The sequence below is a fragment of the Ruegeria sp. YTSC003 genome (assembly GCF_059609785.1).
Genome location: NZ_JBXWMK010000002.1, coordinates 145,655 through 165,404, shown reverse-complemented (window position 1 = coordinate 165,404; position 19,750 = coordinate 145,655). Strand labels below are relative to the sequence as shown.

Below are 19,750 nucleotides of genomic sequence, written 5' to 3'. Positions count from 1 at the left end.
AGACAGAATGGCACATAAAAAAGCTGGCGGTTCCTCCCGTAACGGTCGCGACTCAGCTGGTCGCCGCCTTGGCGTAAAACTGTTTGGTGGCCAGGCCGCCATTTCAGGCAACATCATCGTGCGTCAGCGCGGCACAAAGTTCTGGCCGGGCGAAGGCGTAGGCATGGGCAAAGATCACACCATCTTTGCAACTGTGGATGGCGCCGTGAAGTTCCACAAGGGACTGAAAAACCGCACCTTTATTTCGGTCCTGCCAGTGGCGGAGGCCGCAGAGTAAGCCGAAACCCAGAAGGTTTAAGAAAATTTCATGGGGGACCGGCAGAAAGTGCCGGTCCCCTTTCTCGTTTTCAGGAGCGGTCCCATGACCGAAGTGATAAAAACAGAGCGTCTTGTATTACGTCGGTTTCGGCGTGAGGATTCGTCGCGTCTTGTCACTCTTCTGAACGATCTGGACGTGGTGCTCTGGTTGACGGTTGTACCGCACCCCTATGAGAACGCGCATTCGACCGAATTTGTGGACGAGATGGCTGCCGAGCATGATGCCTTTGCCATTACTCGGGAAGAGAACCTTATCGGCTGCATCTCGACCGGATCACAACTGGGGTATTGGGTTGCCAAAGCGTTCTGGGGGCAAGGTTATGTGACCGAAGCCTCCCGCGCGATGATTTCGAGGTTCTTTGCGGCTGATCAGCAGAAACTGACCTCGGGTTATCATGTCGGCAACGAACGGTCCAAGGCGGTTCTCTCCAAACTTGGGTTCAAACCAAATGGCCAGCATCGTGCGACGGTGCAGTCGACCAACGAAGATGTGATAATTCAGGACGTTCTGCTGCGTCGTGCGGGCTGGGAGGCGATGCAATGACCGTTGCAACCACCAGTTTCCTAATCTTCGCAGCCTCTCAGGTCGGAACGCCCGGTCCCGCCAATATGGTCCTGCTGGGTACAGGTGCACGCTATGGGTTTCGGGCGGCTCTGCCGTTTGTGGCCGGTGTGATCCTGGGCAAACAGCTGATCATCTGGCCCGTTGGTTTTGGTCTGTTGCAACTCGCAGATCAGGCACCGATTGTCTTTACGGTCCTGAAATACGCCTCGGCGGCGTATATCTGCTGGTTGGCCTGGAAGATCGCCAATCTGCGTCTTTCGCGCAGTGAAACTGTGGGAGACGTGCCCGGTTTTTGGGCGGGGCTGATCGTTCATCCCCTTAACCCGAAGGCTTGGGCCATGATCATAGCCGGATTTACCGGGTTCGTTGCGGTTGGCACGCCCAGCTTTAACGCGACGTTCACGATCGCTCTCTGTTTATTGCTTTGCCAGATGGTTTTACACCCGATCTGGACATTTGCCGGAGATAGAATTGCCCACGTGGTTGAAGGTCGGCCCGTGGAAAAATATCTGATGTGGACGTTAGCGAGTCTCACTGTTGCGTCCGTATTTTTTGTGTTGTTCGGAGGAGGAACGCACTCATGAAACTCGAGACAATAATAAACCAGCCGGTCCTCGAAACCGAGCGGTTCGATCTGCGCCCATTGCGCCGGTCGGATATGGGTCTCATCGAGCATTATGCAGGCGATGAGCGCGTGGCACGTATGACTACGTCGATCCCGCATCCGCTGCCACCGGGGTCGGTCGAGGCGTTTGTGACGCGTTCGATGGCTGAAGACCGGGATGAGGACGTCTGGGCGATGGACGCCACCAAAGATGGTGGGCCGGAACTGATTGGTCTGATTTCGCTTACACGGCTGGATCGCAATCAGTCCGAAGTTGGCTATTGGGTGGCACCTGTTTACTGGAATACAGGCGTAGCCTCACTGGCCGTCGAGATGTTGGTGAAAGCTAACCCGCTTGAAAATTCGAATTTGTTTGCCAGCGTGTTTCAGGACAATCCTGCCTCGGCCCGGGTTCTGACCCATTGTGGGTTCCAGTATCTGGGTGACGCCGAAAGTTACTCGGTGGCGCGCGATGCGAATGTGCCCACCTGGACATATAGTAAAAAACTCTGACTTGTGGCCGATGGGGCCTTTGCAGTAGGGGACACACATGAAATTTCTCGATCTTGCAAAGGTCTACATCCGGTCAGGGGCCGGCGGTGGCGGGTGCGTCAGTTTTCGGCGTGAAAAGTACATTGAATACGGCGGTCCCGATGGCGGTGACGGCGGTAAAGGCGGTTCGGTCTGGGCCGAAGTTGTGGATGGGCTGAACACCCTGATCGACTTCCGCTATCAGCAGCATTTCTTTGCCAAGAACGGTCAACCCGGTCGTGGTCAGCAGCGCACGGGCAAGGATGGTGACGAAATCATCCTGCGCGTGCCGGTTGGAACCGAGATACTTGACGAGGACGAAGAGACCGTCATCTGCGACCTGACAGAGGTTGGGCAGCGTGTTCTGCTGGCCAAGGGCGGCAATGGCGGCTTTGGTAACCTGCATTTCAAATCGGCAACCAATCAGGCTCCGCGCCGGGCTAACCCGGGGCAGGCGGGGATCGACCGCACGATCTGGCTGCGGCTGAAACTTATCGCGGATGTCGGTTTGTTGGGCATGCCCAATGCCGGTAAATCGACCTTTCTGGCGGCCACATCGAACGCGCGGCCCAAGATTGCTGACTATCCGTTCACGACCCTGCATCCCAATCTTGGTGTTGTCGGTGTCGACAATGTGGAATTTGTCGTCGCGGATATTCCCGGCCTGATCGAAGGCGCCCATGAGGGGCGCGGGATCGGTGACCGGTTCCTTGGTCACGTGGAACGTTGTGCCGTTCTGCTGCATCTGGTCGATGGCACCTCGGAAACCGTCGCCGAGGATTACCGCACCATCATTCATGAACTCGAAGCTTACGGCGGTGAACTGGCTGAAAAGCCCAGGATCACAGTTCTGAACAAGGTCGATGCGCTGGACGAAGAGGAACAGGCGCTGCAAAGGGCTGAGCTGGAAGAGGCTGTTGGTGGCCCTGTGATGACCATGTCTGGTGTCGCGCATCTGGGCGTGACCGAAGTGTTGCGCGCCTTGCGTGCCCAGATCGACGAAAACCGCCTGCGGCAAAAACCCGTTGAGGAGACCAAGTCTTGGCAACCCTGACCGCAGCACGCCGATTGGTGGTCAAAATCGGCTCTGCCTTGCTGGTGGACCGTGATACCGGATTGCTGAGGTCGGGTTGGTTGCACTCGCTGGCCCAAGACGTGGCCTGGCTCAAAGGGCAGGGAACTGACGTCATTTTGGTCTCATCCGGATCGATTGCGTTGGGGCGCGGAGTTTTGGGCCTGCCCATGGCGGATTTGCCGTTGGAACAATCCCAAGCCGCCGCTGCTGTTGGCCAAATTCGACTGGCGCGGGCCTATGAAGAGGCTTTGACGCCGCACACAATCACAACTGCGCAGGTTTTGGTGACGCTGGAAGACAGCGAGGACCGGCGGCGGTATCTGAACTCTCGCGCGACGCTGGAAACGCTGCTGAGTTTAGGCGTGGTTCCGATCGTCAACGAAAACGATACGGTGGCTACGGATGAGATCCGCTACGGCGACAATGACCGGTTGGCGGCGCAGATCGCCGTGACGGTTGGGGCCGATCAATTGATCCTGTTGTCGGATGTTGACGGATTCTACACCGGGAACCCGAGTGAAGACGGAAACGCCAAGCGTTTCGATGTGATTGAGGCCATCACGCCCGAGATCGAGGAAATGGCAGGCGATGCTGGTTCCGGCCTGTCCAAAGGCGGAATGAAGACCAAGCTGCTGGCCGGCAAGATGGCAACTGCTGCCGGTTGTGATATGGCGATCACCGAAGGTTCGACTTTGAACCCGCTGAAATCGCTTGAAGATGGCGCCAATTGCACTTGGTTTACAGCGACGCTGGACCCGCATGCCGCGCGCAAGCGCTGGATCTCGGCCATGAAACCGCGTGGTGAAATCGTGGTCGATGCAGGCGCGGCAAGGGCGTTGGGCAATGGTAAAAGCCTGTTGCCCGCTGGAATTGTTGAAGTCACAGGCGACTTTGGGCGCGGTGACCCAGTTGCGATTATGGACCCGCAGGCACGACGGCTGGCACAGGGGCTCAGCCGATACACTGCGCAAGAGGCAGATGCGATCAAGGGACGAAAGTCCTCGGAAATCGAAGAGACGTTGGGCTATCCGGGCCGCGCCGTCCTGATCCACCGAGATGATTTGGCGCTGTAACGGCGCGATGTTAAAACGCAAAGACCGACCGAAAGGCACCTGAGATGAAGGATTTCGACAACATTCCCGCCCTGATGGCCGATCTTGGAAAACGCGCCAAAGCGGCCTCGGCCGATTTGGCCTTTGCTAGCGCCGAGCGTAAACATGCTGCCCTAATTGCTGCAGCTGACGCTGTTTGGGCCAACCGCGCAAATATCATTGAGGCCAACAAGAAAGACCTGGAGTTTGGGCGTGAAAAGGGCCTGAGCCCGGCGATGATGGACCGGCTGATGCTGGATGATGCGCGCATTCAGGGCATGGTTGATGGCCTGCGCACGGTCGCGGATCAGGCAGACCCCGTAGGCGAGGTTCTGACCGAATGGGACATGGCCTCGGGCCTGAACATCCAGCGTGTTCGCACGCCTCTGGGCGTTATCGGAGTGATTTACGAAAGCCGTCCGAATGTGACGGCGGATGCAGGCGCACTGTGCCTGAAGTCCGGCAATGCAGTGATCCTGCGCGGCGGCTCGGAAAGTTTCCATTCCTCAACCGCCATTCACGCCTGTCTGGTCCAAGGGCTAAAGGCTGCAAACCTGCCAGAAGACGCCATTCAACTTGTGCCCACGCGAGACCGCGCCGCAGTGCAAGAGCTGCTGACCATGACCGATTGTGTGGACGTCATCGTTCCGCGCGGCGGAAAAGGTCTGGTTGGGTTAGTTCAGCGCGAAGCACGCGTGCCCGTCTTTGCGCACTTGGAAGGTATCGTGCACATCTATGTCGACAAGGCTGCAGACCCCCAAAAAACGCTGGACGTCGTGCTGAACGCCAAAACCCGGCGCACTGGGATTTGTGGTGCTGCCGAGTGCTTGCTGATCCATCAGGATGTGGCTGAAACACTCGGCCGGGATATCATTTCCGCCTTGCTTGCGGCGGGCGTCGAAATCCATGCCGAAGGCGCGTTGGCCCTCGACGGCACCAAAGCGGCCACGGGCGACGACTGGGGCAAGGAATTCCTCGACAGCATCATCGCAGCCAAGCCGGTGGCTGATATTGATCAGGCAATCGCGCATATCCGCCAGTTCGGTTCGAACCACACCGATTGCATCATGACCGAGGATGCTGATGCCGCTGCCCGGTTCTTTGAGCGGCTCGACAGTGCGATCCTGATGCACAATGCCTCAACCCAGTTTGCCGATGGTGGCGAGTTTGGAATGGGGGCCGAGATCGGAATCGCAACTGGCAAAATGCATGCGCGCGGCCCGGTCGGGGCCGCTCAGCTGACGAGCTTCAAATACCTTGTCCGCGGAAACGGGACCGTCAGGTCTTAAAACCGGATAGCGACGCGGGTTGAGGTGGTTTCCGCCGCGACCCGCCGCCCCATGGACGCGGCCGTTTGCGGAAGTAGCGCGAATTGCACCTGCGCTGGCGTCACCTTGTTGGCAAATTGGCCTTTGGGCAGGTTCTTCCAAAGATCGGCGTCAATATTCAGCTTGTCCGCGACACCGACCACTGTCCAACTGCCACCGTTGTTTGCCACAGTGACATCGCCCCCCATCGGCATCGCGCTTTCGCAACACATCAGGGCCAGAAAGGCGAGCTTGACCTGATTGCGGGGCATGGCATCGGTCACGTGCCAGTTGACACGCACACGACCAACGCTTTCGACGTCTTTCAAAAGCTCTGTGACCTCGGCCCGACCCAACGGTTGATCGCTGGCCGACCCAAAGGCGACGCGAAAGAACCTAATCTTTGCTCCGGCACTTCCGACGCTGCCGGAGATCAGCTCCATCTCGGGCCCCTGCATGGTTCCGACCATCTCAAGCAGTTCCAGCCCGTTGTTTATTGCGCCAATGGGGCTGATCAGATCGTGACAAATTCGCGACCCGATCAGTTCGGCCAGATTGACGTTGGTGTCGCCCATGCGTACCTCTCCTGTTGTATCTGCCGCCGGACCGGAGCCCGACCATGACAGACCTCAATGCCATACTTGCACCGGGCATGTATGTCCGCCACCCCGATTTCCCCGACTGGGGTGGCGGACAGGTGCAGTCCAACATTGGGGGCAAGATCACCGTGAATTTCCAAGAACAGGGAAAAGTGGTGATTGACGGAACCCGCATCGCCCTGACGCCCGTCTTTGATCCGTGAAACTGGTTTAAGAATGGTTAACGATGGGCCACCACCGCGCCGGTTGCCATTTGACCAAAAACTGCGGTATCAGCGCGCAAACAAAAGCGGAATACCCGATGTCGGATGCAGGCCCTTCTTTCACCGTTAAACTTGCCGAATCCGAGGCCGAACTGCGCGCAGCCCAGAGGCTGAGATATGACGTGTTCGTCCGCGAATTGGGCGGCGGCGGCAAGATGGTGGACCACGAGGCAGGGTTAGAGCAGGACCAGTTCGATCCTTATTTTGATCACATGCTGGCCTATGATGACACCACTGGCGAAGTTGTGGGCGTTTACAGGCTGTTACCGGGTGAACGAGCCATCGAATTAGGGCAGTTTTATTCCGAGGATGAATACGACCTGACCGTGCTGAAACAAAGCGGCCGCAAATTGTTGGAGCTTGGACGTTCCTGCCTTCACCCGGACTATCGGGGCGGAACGGCGATGTACCACCTATGGAATGGTCTGGCGGGCTATGTGGCCGAGCGCGAGATTGAGGTGCTGTTCGGGGTCGCCAGCTTCCACGGCATCAAAGTACAGGAGCTGGCCCAGCCTTTGTCGATGTTGCACCACAATCATCTGGCCCCGCCGGACCTGCGGGTCAGGGCGCAACCCGATGTGTTTCAGAGCATGGACCTTGTCGCGCCGGATGCGCTGGATCGCCGTGGGGCGATGGTACAGGTTCCCGCGCTGATCAAGGCGTACCTACGGTTGGGTGGCTTTGTAGGCGAGGGGGCGTTTATCGACCACGCGTTCAACACAACAGATGTTTGCCTGATCCTCGACACGGCGCGCATGAACGAGCGCCAGCGGCGTATCTACGGCGGAGCCTGATCCAGTGAACGATCCGCTTTGGGACAGTGACGACGCGCCAGACCCGATTGAATTGGGAATTCTGGGCTGGGTTTTGGTGATCCTGCGCGGCCTTCCGCTGGCACTGCTGGTCTTTGGCGGGCTGCTCGTTTTGTTGACCGTTCGCCTGATCGAGCGCCCGCTGTTTGGGTTACGGCGTCCGATCACCCCGTTTATCGCGCAGTTTGTCTGTCGCAATGCGCTCCGGCTTCTTGGCATCGGCTTTCGCAGTTCCGGCGAATTGATGCGCGAACGCGGCGCTGTGGTCGCGAACCACACATCATGGCTCGATATTTTTGCGTTGAACGCACGCAAACGGGTGTGCTTCGTGTCTAAGGCCGAAGTGGCCAAATGGCCGGGTATCGGCTGGCTAGCCCGCGCCACGGGAACGGTGTTTGTCGAACGAGATCGCAAAAAGGCCCGCGAACAGACTCTGATCTTTGAAGAGCGCTTGAAAGTCGGGCATAAGTTGTTGTTTTTCCCCGAGGGCACCTCAACCGATGGTCTTCGTGTTTTACCCTTTAAAACAACGCTTTTCGCCGCGTTCTTCTCGGATGAATTGCGGGACTTCATGTATGTTCAGCCTGTTTCCGTGGTCTTTCACGCGCCAAAAGGGCAGCCTGACAGGTTCTATGGCTGGTGGGGCGATATGGATTTTGCCCCGCATCTTCTCAAGACCTTGGGCGCGCGTCGGCAGGGGACGGTGGAATTGATTTACCACGTTCCAGCCAAAGTCAGCGATTTTGCCGACCGCAAGGCGTTGGCCGCACATTGCGAAGAGGCCGTGCGCCACGCGCATGCAATTGCGCGGCTTGAAAAATAAGGCCATTTGGCACTTGCACACGACGAATTCCTACCGTATACGCGCGCCATTAAAACCCGCAGGCGGGGTTTGGGCTATTTGAGGGAGACATCCTTATCTGGCCCGCCGGTTGGAGCATCCGCTTCTTTCACCCCCGCCCAGGCGTAAACCGGAAAAGGAAAATAGCATGGCTCTTCCCGAGTTCACCATGCGTCAGCTGCTGGAAGCTGGCGTTCACTTTGGTCACCAGACACAGCGTTGGAATCCCCGCATGGGCCCGTTTATCTACGGCTCGCGCAATGGCATCCACATCATGGACCTGACCCAGACCGTTCCAATGTTGGACCAGGCTCTGCAGGCCGTTCGTGACACCGTTGCAAAAGGTGGCCGCGTTCTGTTCGTTGGTACCAAGCGTCAGGCAGCTCAGCCGATCGCAGAAGCCGCTGAAAAGTCGGCTCAGTACTACATGAACCACCGCTGGCTAGGCGGCACGCTGACCAACTGGAAAACCGTTTCTCAGTCGATCAATCGTCTGAACCAGATTGACGAAGCCATGGAATCGGGCGCCGAAGGCCTGACCAAGAAAGAGCGTCTGGGCATGGAACGTGACCAGGGCAAACTGCAGGCATCGCTGGGCGGTATCCGCGAAATGGGCGGCGTTCCCGATCTGCTGTTCGTCATCGACGTCAAAAAAGAAGCCCTGGCCATCGCCGAAGCCAACAAGCTGGGTATCCCGGTTGTGGCAATTGTCGATACCAACTGCTCGCCCGATGGCGTGGATTACATCATCCCCGGCAACGACGACGCAGCGCGCGCAATCTCTCTGTATTGCGATCTGGTTGCTCGTGCCGCTCTGGACGGTATGACCGCTCAGATGGGTGCTGCAGGCGTTGACCTGGGCGCATTCGAAGAAGCACCGGTTGAAGAAGTCGTTGCGGAAGAAGCACCCGTTGCAGAAGAAGCCACGCCGGAAGCCAAAGCCGAAGCGTAAGCTGCCCGTCACGTAAATGACATATGGGGCAGGGTAGACCTGCCCCAATTCCGTTTGAATTGAGGAGAGCCAAAAGATGGCAATCACAGCAGCAATGGTAAAAGAACTGCGCGACTCGACCGGCGCAGGCATGATGGACGCAAAAAAAGCGCTGACCGAAACCGGCGGCAACATGGACGAAGCCGTTGATTGGCTGCGCACCAAGGGTCTTGCCAAAGCGGCCAAGAAATCCGGCCGTACCGCAGCAGAAGGTCTGGTTGCAGTTCACGTCAACGGTGGCAACGGTGTTGCTGTCGAAGTGAACTCGGAAACCGACTTCGTCGCAAAGAACGCCGAGTTTCAGGAAATGGTTGGCAAGATTGCTTACGCGGCAGAAGGCGTCGACAATGTCGAAGCTCTGTTGGCCGCTGATCTGGGCGGCAAGAACGTTGCTGACACCTTGACCGACAAGATTGCCACCATTGGTGAGAACATGTCAGTTCGCCGCATGGCGAAACTGTCAGGCGACTCTGTTGTGTCCTACGTTCACAACGCAGCCACCAACGGCATGGGCAAAATCGGTGTACTGGTTGCTCTGTCCGGTGGTGACGAAGTGATCGGCAAACAGATTGCGATGCACATCGCAGCTGTGAACCCGGCGGCCCTGTCTGAAGCGGACATGGACCCGGCTGTTGTCGAAAAAGAAAAGCAGGTTCAGATGGACATCGCCCGCGAATCCGGCAAACCGGAGCAGGTGATCGAAAAAATGATCGTTGGCCGTATGAAGAAATTCGTAGCGGAATCAACTTTGCTGAACCAGTCGTTCGTTGTGAACCCTGACCTGACCGTCGAAGCCGCTGCCAAAGAAGCAGGCGCAACCATCACTGGTTTCGTCCGTCTGGAAGTTGGCGAAGGCATCGTGGTCGAAAAAGAAGACTTCGCAGCTGAAGTTGCCAAAGCCGTACAGGGCTAATTCTGGCAGAGGCCCTGAAAGGGGCCTCAACCTGAACAGAATTAAAACCGGCTACTTTCCAGTAGTCGGTTTTTTGCGCCTTCCGGCGTTAGGAACAACAGATCAAACACTACTATTGGAAGGATTGAGGGGCCCCGCAGATGGGGATGGTCGAGGCCCCCCAAAATTCCGACTAAGAGACGCGGACAAATAGACGCCTTTATGTCAGAGCGACCGGAGAGCTTTGGTATTGCAAAGATCCGATCAAAACGTTCCCAGGCTAAAGCCACCACTCACGGAACAATATCACTTTGCAACTGGGGCTCAGATTCGGGAAGTCATGTTTTCCTTACCCTACGTAAATTGACGCAATTTAGCGTCAAAAAAAACACATCATGCTTCCATGATGAACATCTGATTTTGCAGGGATGCTTTGAGCACGGCTTGCGCCGTTGTTTCGACTGACAACGACTCACGGGCAAGCCTCAAATGCTTCTCAACGGTCGCCGACGTCAGCCCCATCAAAAGCGCAATGTCCTGTGTCGTCTTCCCATCGCCAACCCATTCCAGCGCCTCGCGCTGACGCTTCGTCAGAGCGCGATTGGGGGTGTTGTAGGGCAGGGTAAGTATCTTCAGATGCGCGACATTGTTCATCAACAAAATGTCATCGCCATGTTCCGCCCAGATTGCATCGACCTCATCCTGACTAGTGGCCCCACCAGCCGAAAGAGAGATCGCACCCTTCGACCGCATCGAAACCGAGGTGAAACTGATAGTGTATCCCGCCACAACGCCTTTTGACCGATTGAACTCGTATACTTGGCGTTCCTGGGCGGTCATCGTGCCGTCGGAATTCATATCCTGAATCATTCTCCAACTGGCCGCGCCTTCATTGTGCAGCGCCCATTTCAGCATGGGTGCATGAAAGTACAGCCCATCGCGAACGAAACCATCAATGTACTCTTTGCCGTGGTTTGTAAGGATGGTGAAGTCTTCGGGGTCTCCCAAAGACGTTTCGGTCCTGTAGCGCGTATAGCCGTATAGCAGACGGTCGAAACCGAAAATTGCCATCTGGCGGCAATGAGCGTCCCAAAGCTCTTCCAGCGTTTTGACGTAGCTGAGGAAATTCAGATACTCGCCCAGCTTCATACGGACCCCTCGTTTTGCAAATGCGCCGACAGCGCATCCAACGCCATCACATAGCTCTGCAGCCCAAAGCCGCAGATCTGTCCCAGCGCAACCGGCGCCACATAGGATTTGTGCCGGAAGGGTTCACGTGCGTGTATGTTCGACAGGTGAACCTCAACAACCGGCAGGTCTACCGAAGCGATCGCATCCATCAAAGCGACCGAGGTGTGTGTATACGCGCCGGCGTTCAGAACGATCCCGTCCTGATTGCCTTTGGCCGCGTGGATCGCGTCGATCAGCACACCTTCGTGATTGGATTGCAGGTGTGATACGTCCAACCCGATAGACGCGCCGTGGCTTACACAGGTTTCTTCGACCATTTTCAGCGTTGTACGGCCATAAACCTCGGGTTGTCGTGTGCCCAGCAAGTTCAGGTTCGGACCGTTCAAAATCAGAACTTTATGCATTCATTCTCCGTCCCATTACTGGTTGATAAACGTGATTAGGTATGGATGTCCACCAGCCTGCGCACTCATCAGGCGAGTGTCGCGCATCTAACACCATCTGATCTTGAACCAAGCGTCGAAAACCAGTCAGGATTCTGGCATCGTTACCACAACTTTTCCAAGAACGGTGCGGTCGTTCAATAATTTCAGTGCCTCGCTTGCATCCGCTAAAGGAAACCGCCGACTGATTTGCGGCTTTATCTGTGAATTGGCGTATAAGTCGAACAACTCGCTGACATTTTCGGCATGGCTCTTGGGATCACGATAGACCGAAGCCCCCCAGAACACGCCAACGACCTGGCAGCCCTTCAACAATGGTAGATTGAGTGGGACTTTGGGAATACCGGCCGGAAACCCGACAACAAGGAACCGGCCATTCCACGCCATGCTGCGCAGCGCTGGTTCGGCATAATCCCCACCAACGGCATCATAGACGACATCCACGCCATTTGCGCCCGCTATAGCCTTGATTTCACCGGAGAATGCCTTTTGCGCATTACGATCCATCTGGCGGGAATATACGATTGTGTCGTCCGCGCCGATTTGACGGCAAAAATCCGCCTTTTCCTGAGAAGATACGGCCGCTATGACACGCGCGCCCATCGCCTTGCCCAGTTCAACGGCCGCGCTACCGACACCACCTGCGGCACCCAGCACCAAAAGGGTTTCACCAGGCTGCAATGCGGCACGGTCTTTCAGCGCGTGGTAGGACGTGCCGTAGGTGAAAATGAAACAAGCCGCGTCATCGAATGGCATCGATGTGGGGAATTTCACGGCTGTAGCCGCCTTGACCGTCAATTGCGTTGCAAAACCGCCATATCCGGTCAGCGCCAGAACCCTGTCCCCAACTTCGAACCCGTTCACGCCTTCTCCAACGCCCAATACCTCACCTGCGATTTCCCCCCCGGGGGCAAATGGTCTTGGTGGCTTAATCTGATACAGGTCTTGGATCATCAACGTATCGGGGAAATTGACGCCAGCAGCCTTGACCCCGACCAGCAAATCTCCCTTTCCTGGCACCGGGTCGGGCAGGGTCGTAAGTTCCAAAGTATCCGGTCCGCCCGGCGCGACGCTGAGTAACGCTTGCATAATGACTATCTTGTCCTTGTTATTCGGTTGAGAGGACCTTTGGCGCAGCGGTGAATGTTGTCAAGAATTCCGCAGGGTGCAAATCTCGCCGAAAATCGCCACCTGTGCCCCAATTCAAAACCGAGGAGCAGACCATGACCCCTGAAACCCTATTTTCGCTGCAGGGAAAAACCGCACTGGTGACAGGTGGTGCCACCGGCATTGGCCGGATGGCTGCGGAATCGCTTGTAAGGGCAGGGGCACGCGTACTGATCGCGTCGCGCAAAGGGGAAGCCTGTGAAACCGTCGCGGCCGAGCTGAATGCTCTGGACGCGCCCGGAAGCGCCGAAGGTTTCAGCGGAGAAGTTGGAACGGAAGACGGCGTTGTGGCCATGGTCGATGAGGTCAAGAATCGCACGGATACCCTTGATATCCTGATGAATAATGCGGGCATCTCTTGGGGTTCACCGCTGGGACAGTTTCCCCATCACGCGTGGGAAAAGGTCAATTCCGTCAACGTCGCTGGTCTGTTCGAACTGACGCAGCGCCTGTTGCCGATGCTGATGAAGTCCGGAACACCCGACGATCCGGCGCGCGTCGTCAACGTTGGATCAGTAATGGGTGAGGTACCGATGGGCGACGGTGCTTACAGCTATTCTGCATCCAAAGCCGCGGTGCTGCACCTGACCAAGATTTTAGCCAAGGAATTGTCGCCCTATCACGTCACTGTTAACGCGCTTGCACCGGGACCATTTGTATCACGGATGACAGCCTTTGCGACGGCAGACGAGGGTACGCGCGAAAAGGTTGGCAAGACAGTACCGCTGGGCCGTGTGGGTCGCGACGAAGATATCGCCGGGTGTATGTTGTTCCTATGCGGGCGCGGCGGCAGCTATGTGACCGGAGCCGTCATCCCAGTTTCTGGGGGCCTAAACGTGGTGACCGCCGGTAATCTCTTCGCCGAAGCACTATAGGGCCGGGGGAATAGTTATTGGAAATGCGGGATAAATCACAACTCGACCTGACGGCGCTAGACACCTATCTCAGCGCAAATTTGGACGGTTACATGGGGCCGCTGAAAGCGACGAAGTTCGCCATTGGACAATCCAACCCAACTTTCGAATTGCGCACACCGTCCAAGACTTACGTGCTGCGCCGTAAACCGCCAGGCGTCTTGCTGAAATCAGCCCATGCTGTGGAACGCGAGTTTCGCGTTCAAAGCGCACTGGCCGACAGCGCGGTTCCGGTCCCTCAGATGATGCTGCTTTGCGAGGATGACGACGTCATCGGTTCGGCGTTTTATGTAATGGAACGCTTGCAGGGACGTGTATTCCTTGAGCCGACGGTGGATGAGGACGACAACGCAACTCGCAGTGGTGTATTCGACGAAATGAACCGCGTGCTGGCCGATCTGCATGACGTCGATGTGGACGCGGTAGGCCTGTCCGATTATGGCCCGCCGGGCAACTACTTTGAGCGCCAAATTGCCCGTTGGACCAAGCAGTATCGCGCATCCGAGACAACGACCATCCCCGAAATGGACGCGCTTATCTCCGCGCTTGAGGGGGCCATTCCGGAGGATGACGGGCAGCGAACGTTGGTGCATGGTGATTACCGCATCGACAATCTGATGTTCGAACAAAACGGTTGCCGCTGCATTGGCGTTCTGGATTGGGAGCTGTCGACGATCGGGCACCCTTACGCAGATCTGGCAGCGGTTATCATGCAGTGGCAACTGCCCCCCGGAAACGAGGGTCGCGGGTTGGCAGGCGTCGACCGTCAAGCCCTGGGAATACTGTCAGATCAAGAGTTTATCGGGCGATATTGCCAACGTCGCGGCTTACCTGGGATTGAAAATTTCGGGTTCTACCTAGCGTTCAATTTCTTCCGAATGGCCGGAATTCTGCAGGGTGTGTACAAGCGCGCATTGGACGGCAACGCGTCTGATCCCAAACGCGCGCAGGTATTTGGGGCTTATGTTCCGGTGTTTGCAAAACACGGGCTTGAAGCCCTGAATTCGTAGTTCGGCCGTCAGTCCGGCGACTTGGAAAGCTCTAGCCTCAGATTGCCAAGGCTGTTCTTGCCAAAAAACATCTCGGTACCCACAAACATTGTGGGCACTCCAAATACGCCTCGTTTTACGGCGGCCTTGGATTGTTCTTTGAGCCGCTGTTTTATTTCGGCACCCGTCATGGCCTCGCGGATTTTGCGCGCGGGAAGTTTGTTTTCGTGCATGATATCCATCAGCACACCCAGTTCATCGACTTTCTGGCCATGTACCCAGATCGCATCATATATCGCGTCTATATATTTGGATTCCCAAGATTTACCGGAGGCAAATACAGCACCACGCATGGCAAACTTGGTGTTCACCGGGAAATGCGGGCTCATATGAAAACTTAATCCGCGTCTGCGGGCAAAGCGATGAAGATCATGGGTCAGATAGGCTGTTTTCTGGCGGTTTTCCGAAAATGCCTCGAACGGGTTCTGATTATGTGTCGCCTTGAATATCGTCGGCAGTAACACGGGCACATAGCTTACCTGCATGCCATTTCGTTTCGCCAGTTCGGGCAAAACCTTATGGGCCAGAAATGCGTTTGGGCTGCAAAAATCGAAAATGAAATCTATGGTCTGCGTCATTGTCTAAACTCCGATACGACGATCTGTGAAATGAACTCTGAACCACCAGACGAATCTATAACGCGTCTAGTGTACAGGCGGGAAGGCTGGCGCGCACTGGCCGTTGGTCACGATGTGGGAAATCAGGAATTCCTCTATTAATTCAGTGCGTCACCGGTCAAGATCAATCAAACCGCCGAGGAGGTTCGAGAAACCCATGCGCAGCCAGACCACCCTTGATCCCGCCCGCCTGAACCGCATACGGGACTGGATGCAGCGATATGTCGATGAGCGCAAATACGCGGGCAGTTCATTACTATTGACCCACCACGGGTCCGAGGGGTTTTTTCACGCCTGTGGCCTTAGAAATGTTGAAAAGGACCTACCGTTTCAGCGCGATACGCTTGTGCGGATCTATTCTATGACGAAACCCATCACCTCGGTCGCGGTGATGATGCTGGCCGAGCGTGGGTTGTTCCACCTCGACGCGCAACTTTCTGAATTTCTGCCTGAATTTGCTTCCGTTCAGGCTCTTGTTCCTGGGGCGGAGAGGCTGGATCAAACCGAAGATGCACCATCCCCGACACTGCATCAGCTACTGACCCACACAAGCGGATTCAGTTATCCGTTCAATCCCGGTGTTCTCCCGGCAGCGATGGATGCACAGAAGCTGATTTTTAGCCCCAATCAAGGGCTTTTGAAGGACAGGATCGGCGCACTGGCACAGCTGCCATTGGCGTTCCAGCCCGGAACCCGTTGGGAATATTCAGTTTCCACTGATGTGTTGGGCCGCTTGGTCGAGGTTGTGTCCGGCAAAACCTTGGATCAGTTCTTCGCGCAAGAGATCTTTGAGCCCCTTGAGATGGCCGAGACCGGATTTTCTGTGCCCAAAGGGGCAGGGGATCGGTTCGCGTCTCTCTATACGCCGCTGGCCGGGGACGCGATGGCGCTGAATTCAGCTGAGACCGGCGACGACACCCTGCGATTGACAGACGAGGCAGGCGCATCCCCATTTGAAAAGGCGACGACCTTTTCGGGCGGTGGCGGTCTGGTCAGCACGATCGACGACTACGTCAAATTCACCGAGATGATGCGAAACCGGGGGCAGGGCAACGGCCACCGCTTGCTGGGTCCAAAGACAGTCGACTTCATGCTGCAAAACCACTTGCCAGGCGATATCGCCTCGATGGGCCCGCAAAGCTTTGCCGAGCAACCGATGGAAGGCATGGGATTTGGTCTGGCCGGGTCTGTCATCATCAACCCTGGCAGAACCCGAACACCTGGGTCATTAGGTGATTTTAGTTGGGGCGGTATGGCTTCGACATTCTTCTGGATTGACCGCAGCAACGATCTGTCGGCCGTATTCTTCACCCAATTGTCGCCGTCCAGTTCTTACCCGTCCCGATCCGAGCTAAAGGCGCTGGTAATGGGCGCGTTGGTTGATTGACCCGGATGGCGCTGATACGCCTTTTTCATAGCCAACCGGAGAGTCGCCAATGACCGAAGCAGAACGTGTCCTTCTTGACCTTTTGAACCTCGAGAGGCTCGAAGTTGACCTGTTCCGAGGCACCGGGTCAGGCGGCGAGACTCCGACGCGTATCTTTGGCGGGCAGGTGGTGTCGCAGGCTCTGGCGGCGGCGTATCGTACTGTGGATGATCGGCTGTGCCATTCGCTGCATGCGTATTTTATTCGCCCGGGCGATCCATCTATTCCTGTTATTTATCAAGTTGATAGAGCCCGGGATGGAGGTTCATTTACCACACGGCGCGTGGTCGCGATCCAGCATGGCAAACAGATTTTGAACGTATCGGCCTCGTTCCACATTGAGGATGAAGGCTGGGATCATCACCATGAGATGCCCCAGATGGAGGACCCGGAAAGTTATCCGTCGCGCACTGAACTGCGCAAGAAATACGTGGATTTGGTACCCAAACACATGCGTGGTGAGCTGACACGCGAACGGCCAATCGAGGTCCGTGAGGCCAGCCATCTTGATCCGTTCCACCCTGAAATATCGGACGATCGAAATCAGGTCTGGTTCCGCATGCCCGGTGCAGTGGGGGCGGATTCTGCCACTCAGCAATTGCTGCTGACTTACGCGTCTGACATGTATCTGATGGGATCAGGTATGCGACCGCATGGCCTCAGCTGGTTTACGGGGCAGGTCAATGGGGCCAGCCTGGATCACGCCATGTGGTTCCACGCGCCGATCCATTTTGAAAACTGGCATCTGTATTCGATGGATTCGCCATGGAGTGGGCGAGGGCGCAACTTCAACCGAGGGTCGATTTATGCACAAGACGGCACTTTGGTTGCGTCGGTCACGCAGGAAGGCCTGATGCGAAAAGCCCAGAAGAAACTTTAATCATCGTCCGTAAACTGTTGATTTAACTTGTTCATGCCCCTAAGCCAGCTGTCGTAATCACTGGATTTGTGCCGAATGTAGTCCAACACTTTCGAATGCGGTAGCACCAGAAACTGTTCCGACTCAATGGCTTCGACACAGGCCTGGGCCACGTCTTCAGGCTCTAGCATACCGTCGATAGACGCTACCGAATCCTCAAAGCCGCGTGTCATTTCGGACTGAACTGCTTGCGGACATAGAACCGAAACGCGCAGGCCTTTATGGCTGTATGTCAGCGACAGCCATTCGGCAAAGCCCACGGCGGCGTGTTTAGAAACGCCGTACGGTGCAGCGCCAGGCTGGTTCAAAAGTCCTGCAGCCGAGGCCGTTGTCATGATGTAGCCACCGCCGCGCGCGATCATATGCGGAACGAGGTGACGCGCGGTCCAGACATGAGACATGACGTTGATTTTCCAGATCCGCTCCCAGTCTTCATCCGGAACGTCCAGACCACCAAGGGTCAGGATACCAGCATTTGCACAGAACAGATCAATCGGGCCAATCTTATCTTCGACGTGATCAATCAACGCTTTGATACTGGCTTCGTCTGAAACATCGCATGTTACCGCGTGTCCATTGATTTCCGTGGCCACAGAACGCGCAGCTTCGGTGTCTATGTCTGCGCATACGACCGTTGCACCTTCGCGCGCGAACCGGGTTGCCAGACCTTTACCGATACCGTTGGCTGCACCGGTGACCACCACAGTCTTGCCATTCAAGTTCATCAGGGGCTCCGAATTGGACGTTTTGAAAGGCATCGTAAGGCATTGGCAATTTTGGGAAAACCGGAAATTGCCAATGCTATTTTTTACCATAATACCGATTATGCGGTATTTAGAATATCCTAGTAGAAGGCCTGAAGTCCGGTCTGTGCCCGCCCCAAAATCAACGCATGAACGTCGTGCGTGCCCTCATAGGTGTTCACAGTTTCCAGATTGACCATGTGGCGGATAACCTGGAATTCCAGTGAGATGCCATTGCCACCGTGCATGTCGCGGGCATTCCGCGCGATCTCCAACGCCTTGCCGCAGTTGTTGCGCTTAACGATCGAAATCATCTCGGGCGCTGCTTCGGCCTGATCCATCAAGCGGCCAACGCGCAGGCTGGCTTGCAGGCCCAAAGCGATCTCGGTTTGCATGTCCGCCAGTTTGCGTTGGAACAGCTGCGTCTGCGCAAGCGGCTTGTTGAACTGTTTGCGGTCCAGACCATACTGACGCGCACCGTGCCAACAGCTTTCAGCGGCGCCCATGACGCCCCAGCTGATCCCGTAGCGCGCACGGTTCAGACAGCCAAACGGACCCTTCAGGCCCTGAACATACGGCAGCAAGGCGCCCTCGTCCACTTCGACGCCGTCTAGAACGATCTCACCCGTAATCGATGCCCGCAGGCTCATCTTGTTCTGAATTTTGGGCGCGCTCAAACCTTTGAGACCCTTGTCCAAAACAAAGCCACGGATCTTGCCGTCATGAGCATCGGACTTAGCCCACACCACAAAGACGTCTGCGATGGGTGAATTCGAGATCCACATTTTGCTGCCGGTCAGCCGATAACCACCGTCGATCTTTTCCGCGCGGGTTTTCATGCCCGCCGGGTCCGAGCCGGCATCAGGTTCTGTCAGACCAAAGCAACCGATCCATTCGCCGCTGGCCAGTTTCGGAAGGTACTTCCGGCGCTGTTCTTCGCTGCCATAGGCATAGATCGGGTACATCACCAATGAGCTTTGTACCGACATCATCGAGCGATAGCCAGAATCCACACGCTCAACCTCGCGCGCGACCAGACCGTAAGACACATAGCCGCTACCAAGACCGCCGTATTCTTCGGGGATCGTGGTGCCCAAAAGGCCCATTTCACCCATTTCGCGGAAGATTTCCGGGTCCGTTTCCTCGTTCTGGAAGGCTTCCAGAACCCGTGGTTGCAGCTTTTCCTGACAATATGCCTGCGCACTCGCGGCGATCATGCGCTCATCTTCTGTTAGCTGATCCGCCAGACGAAATGGATCGTCCCACGAGAACGCCCCCATGTCAGGTGCATCTTTGGCGCGCAAAGTCGGTTTGGTGTTCGGGGCGTTCATTTTGGTTCTCCGCTAGTCGGCTTTGTCGCAAAATACCCTGCCGTAACCGCAAATAACAGCT

Annotated in this window: 23 protein-coding genes; 16 read left to right on the top strand and 7 right to left on the bottom strand. The window is 56.3% G+C overall.

Annotated features, from left to right (window positions below; all coding sequences use genetic code 11):
* Positions 1-7: 7 nt before the first annotated feature.
* The 7 genes from rpmA to AC2FFH_RS04525 all read left to right on the top strand — a co-directional run bounded on the left by rpmA (position 8) and on the right by AC2FFH_RS04525 (position 5,473).
* Positions 8-277: a 50S ribosomal protein L27 gene (rpmA, locus tag AC2FFH_RS04555; RefSeq protein WP_496843851.1), complete on the top strand. Its 270-nt coding sequence runs from the start codon at positions 8-10 to the stop codon at positions 275-277.
* Positions 278-361: 84 nt separating this feature from the next.
* Positions 362-862: a GNAT family N-acetyltransferase gene (locus AC2FFH_RS04550; RefSeq protein ID WP_496764904.1), complete on the top strand. Its 501-nt coding sequence runs from the start codon at positions 362-364 to the stop codon at positions 860-862.
* Positions 859-1,467: a LysE family translocator gene (locus AC2FFH_RS04545; RefSeq protein ID WP_496722849.1), complete on the top strand. Its 609-nt coding sequence runs from the start codon at positions 859-861 to the stop codon at positions 1,465-1,467. Before AC2FFH_RS04550 ends, AC2FFH_RS04545 begins: the two co-directional genes overlap by 4 nt.
* Complete coding sequence (locus AC2FFH_RS04540; protein WP_058277925.1) at positions 1,464-2,000, top strand: GNAT family N-acetyltransferase; 537 nt, start codon at positions 1,464-1,466, stop codon at positions 1,998-2,000. Before AC2FFH_RS04545 ends, AC2FFH_RS04540 begins: the two co-directional genes overlap by 4 nt.
* Before the next feature lie 37 nt (positions 2,001-2,037).
* Positions 2,038-3,072 carry a GTPase ObgE gene (gene obgE / locus AC2FFH_RS04535; RefSeq protein WP_108858609.1) on the top strand — a complete coding sequence of 345 codons (1,035 nt, stop codon included), beginning with the start codon at positions 2,038-2,040 and terminating at the stop codon, positions 3,070-3,072.
* The gene (gene proB, locus AC2FFH_RS04530) at positions 3,060-4,166 is read left to right on the top strand and encodes a glutamate 5-kinase (RefSeq protein WP_496764902.1); all 1,107 of its coding nucleotides are present in this window, start codon (positions 3,060-3,062) and stop codon (positions 4,164-4,166) included. The genes obgE and proB overlap by 13 nt, the downstream gene beginning before the upstream one ends.
* 44 nt (positions 4,167-4,210) lie before the next feature.
* Positions 4,211-5,473, top strand: coding sequence for a glutamate-5-semialdehyde dehydrogenase (locus AC2FFH_RS04525; protein WP_496764900.1), 1,263 nt, complete (start codon positions 4,211-4,213; stop codon positions 5,471-5,473).
* Here the strand turns inward: AC2FFH_RS04525 and AC2FFH_RS04520 are convergent.
* Positions 5,470-6,066, bottom strand: coding sequence for a histidine phosphotransferase family protein (locus tag AC2FFH_RS04520; protein ID WP_496722860.1), 597 nt, complete (start codon positions 6,064-6,066; stop codon positions 5,470-5,472). The two genes, AC2FFH_RS04525 and AC2FFH_RS04520, sit on opposite strands and share 4 nt — an antisense overlap.
* 44 nt (positions 6,067-6,110) lie before the next feature.
* On the opposite strand from AC2FFH_RS04520, the gene AC2FFH_RS04515 reads away from it, so the two are divergent.
* The 5 genes from AC2FFH_RS04515 (at position 6,111) to tsf (ending at position 9,910) form a co-directional block, all read left to right on the top strand.
* Positions 6,111-6,293: a DUF3553 domain-containing protein gene (locus AC2FFH_RS04515; RefSeq protein ID WP_496843847.1), complete on the top strand. Its 183-nt coding sequence runs from the start codon at positions 6,111-6,113 to the stop codon at positions 6,291-6,293.
* A 98-nt stretch (positions 6,294-6,391) separates the two neighbouring features.
* A complete protein-coding gene (olsB, locus tag AC2FFH_RS04510; RefSeq protein WP_496843845.1) occupies positions 6,392-7,147 on the top strand; it encodes an L-ornithine N(alpha)-acyltransferase in 756 nt (251 codons plus the stop codon).
* 4 nt (positions 7,148-7,151) lie between these two features.
* Entirely contained in the window at positions 7,152-7,988 is an 837-nt protein-coding gene (gene olsA / locus AC2FFH_RS04505) for a lyso-ornithine lipid O-acyltransferase (RefSeq protein ID WP_496843843.1), read from the top strand.
* Positions 7,989-8,154: 166 nt separating this feature from the next.
* On the top strand, positions 8,155-8,958 hold the full coding sequence (rpsB, locus tag AC2FFH_RS04500; RefSeq protein WP_058271914.1) for a 30S ribosomal protein S2: 804 nt from the start codon (positions 8,155-8,157) through the stop codon (positions 8,956-8,958).
* 76 nt (positions 8,959-9,034) lie between these two features.
* Entirely contained in the window at positions 9,035-9,910 is an 876-nt protein-coding gene (gene tsf, locus AC2FFH_RS04495; RefSeq protein ID WP_109311494.1) for a translation elongation factor Ts, read from the top strand.
* Positions 9,911-10,282: 372 nt separating this feature from the next.
* Here the strand turns inward: tsf and AC2FFH_RS04490 are convergent, their stop codons facing one another.
* The 3 genes from AC2FFH_RS04490 to AC2FFH_RS04480 all read right to left on the bottom strand — a co-directional run bounded on the left by AC2FFH_RS04490 (position 10,283) and on the right by AC2FFH_RS04480 (position 12,612).
* The gene (locus tag AC2FFH_RS04490) at positions 10,283-11,038 is read right to left on the bottom strand and encodes a helix-turn-helix transcriptional regulator (RefSeq protein ID WP_058271634.1); all 756 of its coding nucleotides are present in this window, start codon (positions 11,036-11,038) and stop codon (positions 10,283-10,285) included.
* Entirely contained in the window at positions 11,035-11,484 is a 450-nt protein-coding gene (gene aroQ, locus AC2FFH_RS04485) for a type II 3-dehydroquinate dehydratase (protein ID WP_282168319.1), read from the bottom strand. Before aroQ ends, AC2FFH_RS04490 begins: the two co-directional genes overlap by 4 nt.
* A 126-nt stretch (positions 11,485-11,610) precedes the next feature.
* Positions 11,611-12,612 (bottom strand): NADPH:quinone oxidoreductase family protein, encoded by a 1,002-nt coding sequence (locus AC2FFH_RS04480; RefSeq protein ID WP_496764890.1) that lies wholly within the window; start codon positions 12,610-12,612, stop codon positions 11,611-11,613.
* A gap of 134 nt (positions 12,613-12,746) precedes the next feature.
* Between AC2FFH_RS04480 and AC2FFH_RS04475 the strand changes: the two genes are divergently transcribed.
* Positions 12,747-13,565 (top strand): SDR family oxidoreductase, encoded by an 819-nt coding sequence (locus AC2FFH_RS04475; protein WP_496843840.1) that lies wholly within the window; start codon positions 12,747-12,749, stop codon positions 13,563-13,565.
* A 23-nt stretch (positions 13,566-13,588) separates the two neighbouring features.
* Entirely contained in the window at positions 13,589-14,614 is a 1,026-nt protein-coding gene (locus AC2FFH_RS04470) for a phosphotransferase family protein (RefSeq protein WP_496764885.1), read from the top strand.
* Positions 14,615-14,622: 8 nt separating this feature from the next.
* Here the strand turns inward: AC2FFH_RS04470 and AC2FFH_RS04465 are convergent, their stop codons facing one another.
* Positions 14,623-15,231 carry a 2-hydroxychromene-2-carboxylate isomerase gene (locus AC2FFH_RS04465; RefSeq protein ID WP_496764883.1) on the bottom strand — a complete coding sequence of 203 codons (609 nt, stop codon included), beginning with the start codon at positions 15,229-15,231 and terminating at the stop codon, positions 14,623-14,625.
* A gap of 196 nt (positions 15,232-15,427) precedes the next feature.
* On the opposite strand from AC2FFH_RS04465, the gene AC2FFH_RS04460 reads away from it, so the two are divergent.
* Both AC2FFH_RS04460 and AC2FFH_RS04455 read left to right on the top strand, forming a co-directional pair.
* Positions 15,428-16,657 (top strand): serine hydrolase domain-containing protein, encoded by a 1,230-nt coding sequence (locus tag AC2FFH_RS04460; protein WP_496764880.1) that lies wholly within the window; start codon positions 15,428-15,430, stop codon positions 16,655-16,657.
* Between the two features lie 49 nt (positions 16,658-16,706).
* A complete protein-coding gene (locus AC2FFH_RS04455) occupies positions 16,707-17,576 on the top strand; it encodes an acyl-CoA thioesterase (protein WP_496733232.1) in 870 nt (289 codons plus the stop codon).
* On the opposite strand, the gene AC2FFH_RS04450 is transcribed toward AC2FFH_RS04455, so the two are convergent.
* The gene (locus AC2FFH_RS04450) at positions 17,573-18,340 is read right to left on the bottom strand and encodes an SDR family oxidoreductase (RefSeq protein WP_496843837.1); all 768 of its coding nucleotides are present in this window, start codon (positions 18,338-18,340) and stop codon (positions 17,573-17,575) included. The two genes, AC2FFH_RS04455 and AC2FFH_RS04450, sit on opposite strands and share 4 nt — an antisense overlap.
* 119 nt (positions 18,341-18,459) lie before the next feature.
* On the bottom strand, positions 18,460-19,689 hold the full coding sequence (locus tag AC2FFH_RS04445) for an acyl-CoA dehydrogenase (protein WP_496843835.1): 1,230 nt from the start codon (positions 19,687-19,689) through the stop codon (positions 18,460-18,462).
* Positions 19,690-19,750: the final 61 nt, after the last annotated feature.

What these genes read in the sequence shown, in the direction of transcription:
- rpmA (WP_496843851.1), top strand. Translation starts at nt 8, where the DNA reads ATGGCACATAAAAAAGCTGGCGGTTCCTCCCGTAACGGTCGCGACTCA.
- AC2FFH_RS04550 (WP_496764904.1), top strand. Translation starts at nt 362, where the DNA reads ATGACCGAAGTGATAAAAACAGAGCGTCTTGTATTACGTCGGTTTCGG.
- AC2FFH_RS04545 (WP_496722849.1), top strand. Translation starts at nt 859, where the DNA reads ATGACCGTTGCAACCACCAGTTTCCTAATCTTCGCAGCCTCTCAGGTC.
- AC2FFH_RS04540 (WP_058277925.1), top strand. Translation starts at nt 1,464, where the DNA reads ATGAAACTCGAGACAATAATAAACCAGCCGGTCCTCGAAACCGAGCGG.
- obgE (WP_108858609.1), top strand. Translation starts at nt 2,038, where the DNA reads ATGAAATTTCTCGATCTTGCAAAGGTCTACATCCGGTCAGGGGCCGGC.
- AC2FFH_RS04525 (WP_496764900.1), top strand. Translation starts at nt 4,211, where the DNA reads ATGAAGGATTTCGACAACATTCCCGCCCTGATGGCCGATCTTGGAAAA.
- AC2FFH_RS04520 (WP_496722860.1), bottom strand. Translation starts at nt 6,066, where the DNA reads ATGGGCGACACCAACGTCAATCTGGCCGAACTGATCGGGTCGCGAATT.
- AC2FFH_RS04515 (WP_496843847.1), top strand. Translation starts at nt 6,111, where the DNA reads ATGACAGACCTCAATGCCATACTTGCACCGGGCATGTATGTCCGCCAC.
- olsB (WP_496843845.1), top strand. Translation starts at nt 6,392, where the DNA reads ATGTCGGATGCAGGCCCTTCTTTCACCGTTAAACTTGCCGAATCCGAG.
- rpsB (WP_058271914.1), top strand. Translation starts at nt 8,155, where the DNA reads ATGGCTCTTCCCGAGTTCACCATGCGTCAGCTGCTGGAAGCTGGCGTT.
- tsf (WP_109311494.1), top strand. Translation starts at nt 9,035, where the DNA reads ATGGCAATCACAGCAGCAATGGTAAAAGAACTGCGCGACTCGACCGGC.
- AC2FFH_RS04490 (WP_058271634.1), bottom strand. Translation starts at nt 11,038, where the DNA reads ATGAAGCTGGGCGAGTATCTGAATTTCCTCAGCTACGTCAAAACGCTG.
- aroQ (WP_282168319.1), bottom strand. Translation starts at nt 11,484, where the DNA reads ATGCATAAAGTTCTGATTTTGAACGGTCCGAACCTGAACTTGCTGGGC.
- AC2FFH_RS04480 (WP_496764890.1), bottom strand. Translation starts at nt 12,612, where the DNA reads ATGCAAGCGTTACTCAGCGTCGCGCCGGGCGGACCGGATACTTTGGAA.
- AC2FFH_RS04475 (WP_496843840.1), top strand. Translation starts at nt 12,747, where the DNA reads ATGACCCCTGAAACCCTATTTTCGCTGCAGGGAAAAACCGCACTGGTG.
- AC2FFH_RS04470 (WP_496764885.1), top strand. Translation starts at nt 13,589, where the DNA reads ATGCGGGATAAATCACAACTCGACCTGACGGCGCTAGACACCTATCTC.
- AC2FFH_RS04465 (WP_496764883.1), bottom strand. Translation starts at nt 15,231, where the DNA reads ATGACGCAGACCATAGATTTCATTTTCGATTTTTGCAGCCCAAACGCA.
- AC2FFH_RS04460 (WP_496764880.1), top strand. Translation starts at nt 15,428, where the DNA reads ATGCGCAGCCAGACCACCCTTGATCCCGCCCGCCTGAACCGCATACGG.
- AC2FFH_RS04455 (WP_496733232.1), top strand. Translation starts at nt 16,707, where the DNA reads ATGACCGAAGCAGAACGTGTCCTTCTTGACCTTTTGAACCTCGAGAGG.
- AC2FFH_RS04450 (WP_496843837.1), bottom strand. Translation starts at nt 18,340, where the DNA reads ATGAACTTGAATGGCAAGACTGTGGTGGTCACCGGTGCAGCCAACGGT.
- AC2FFH_RS04445 (WP_496843835.1), bottom strand. Translation starts at nt 19,689, where the DNA reads ATGAACGCCCCGAACACCAAACCGACTTTGCGCGCCAAAGATGCACCT.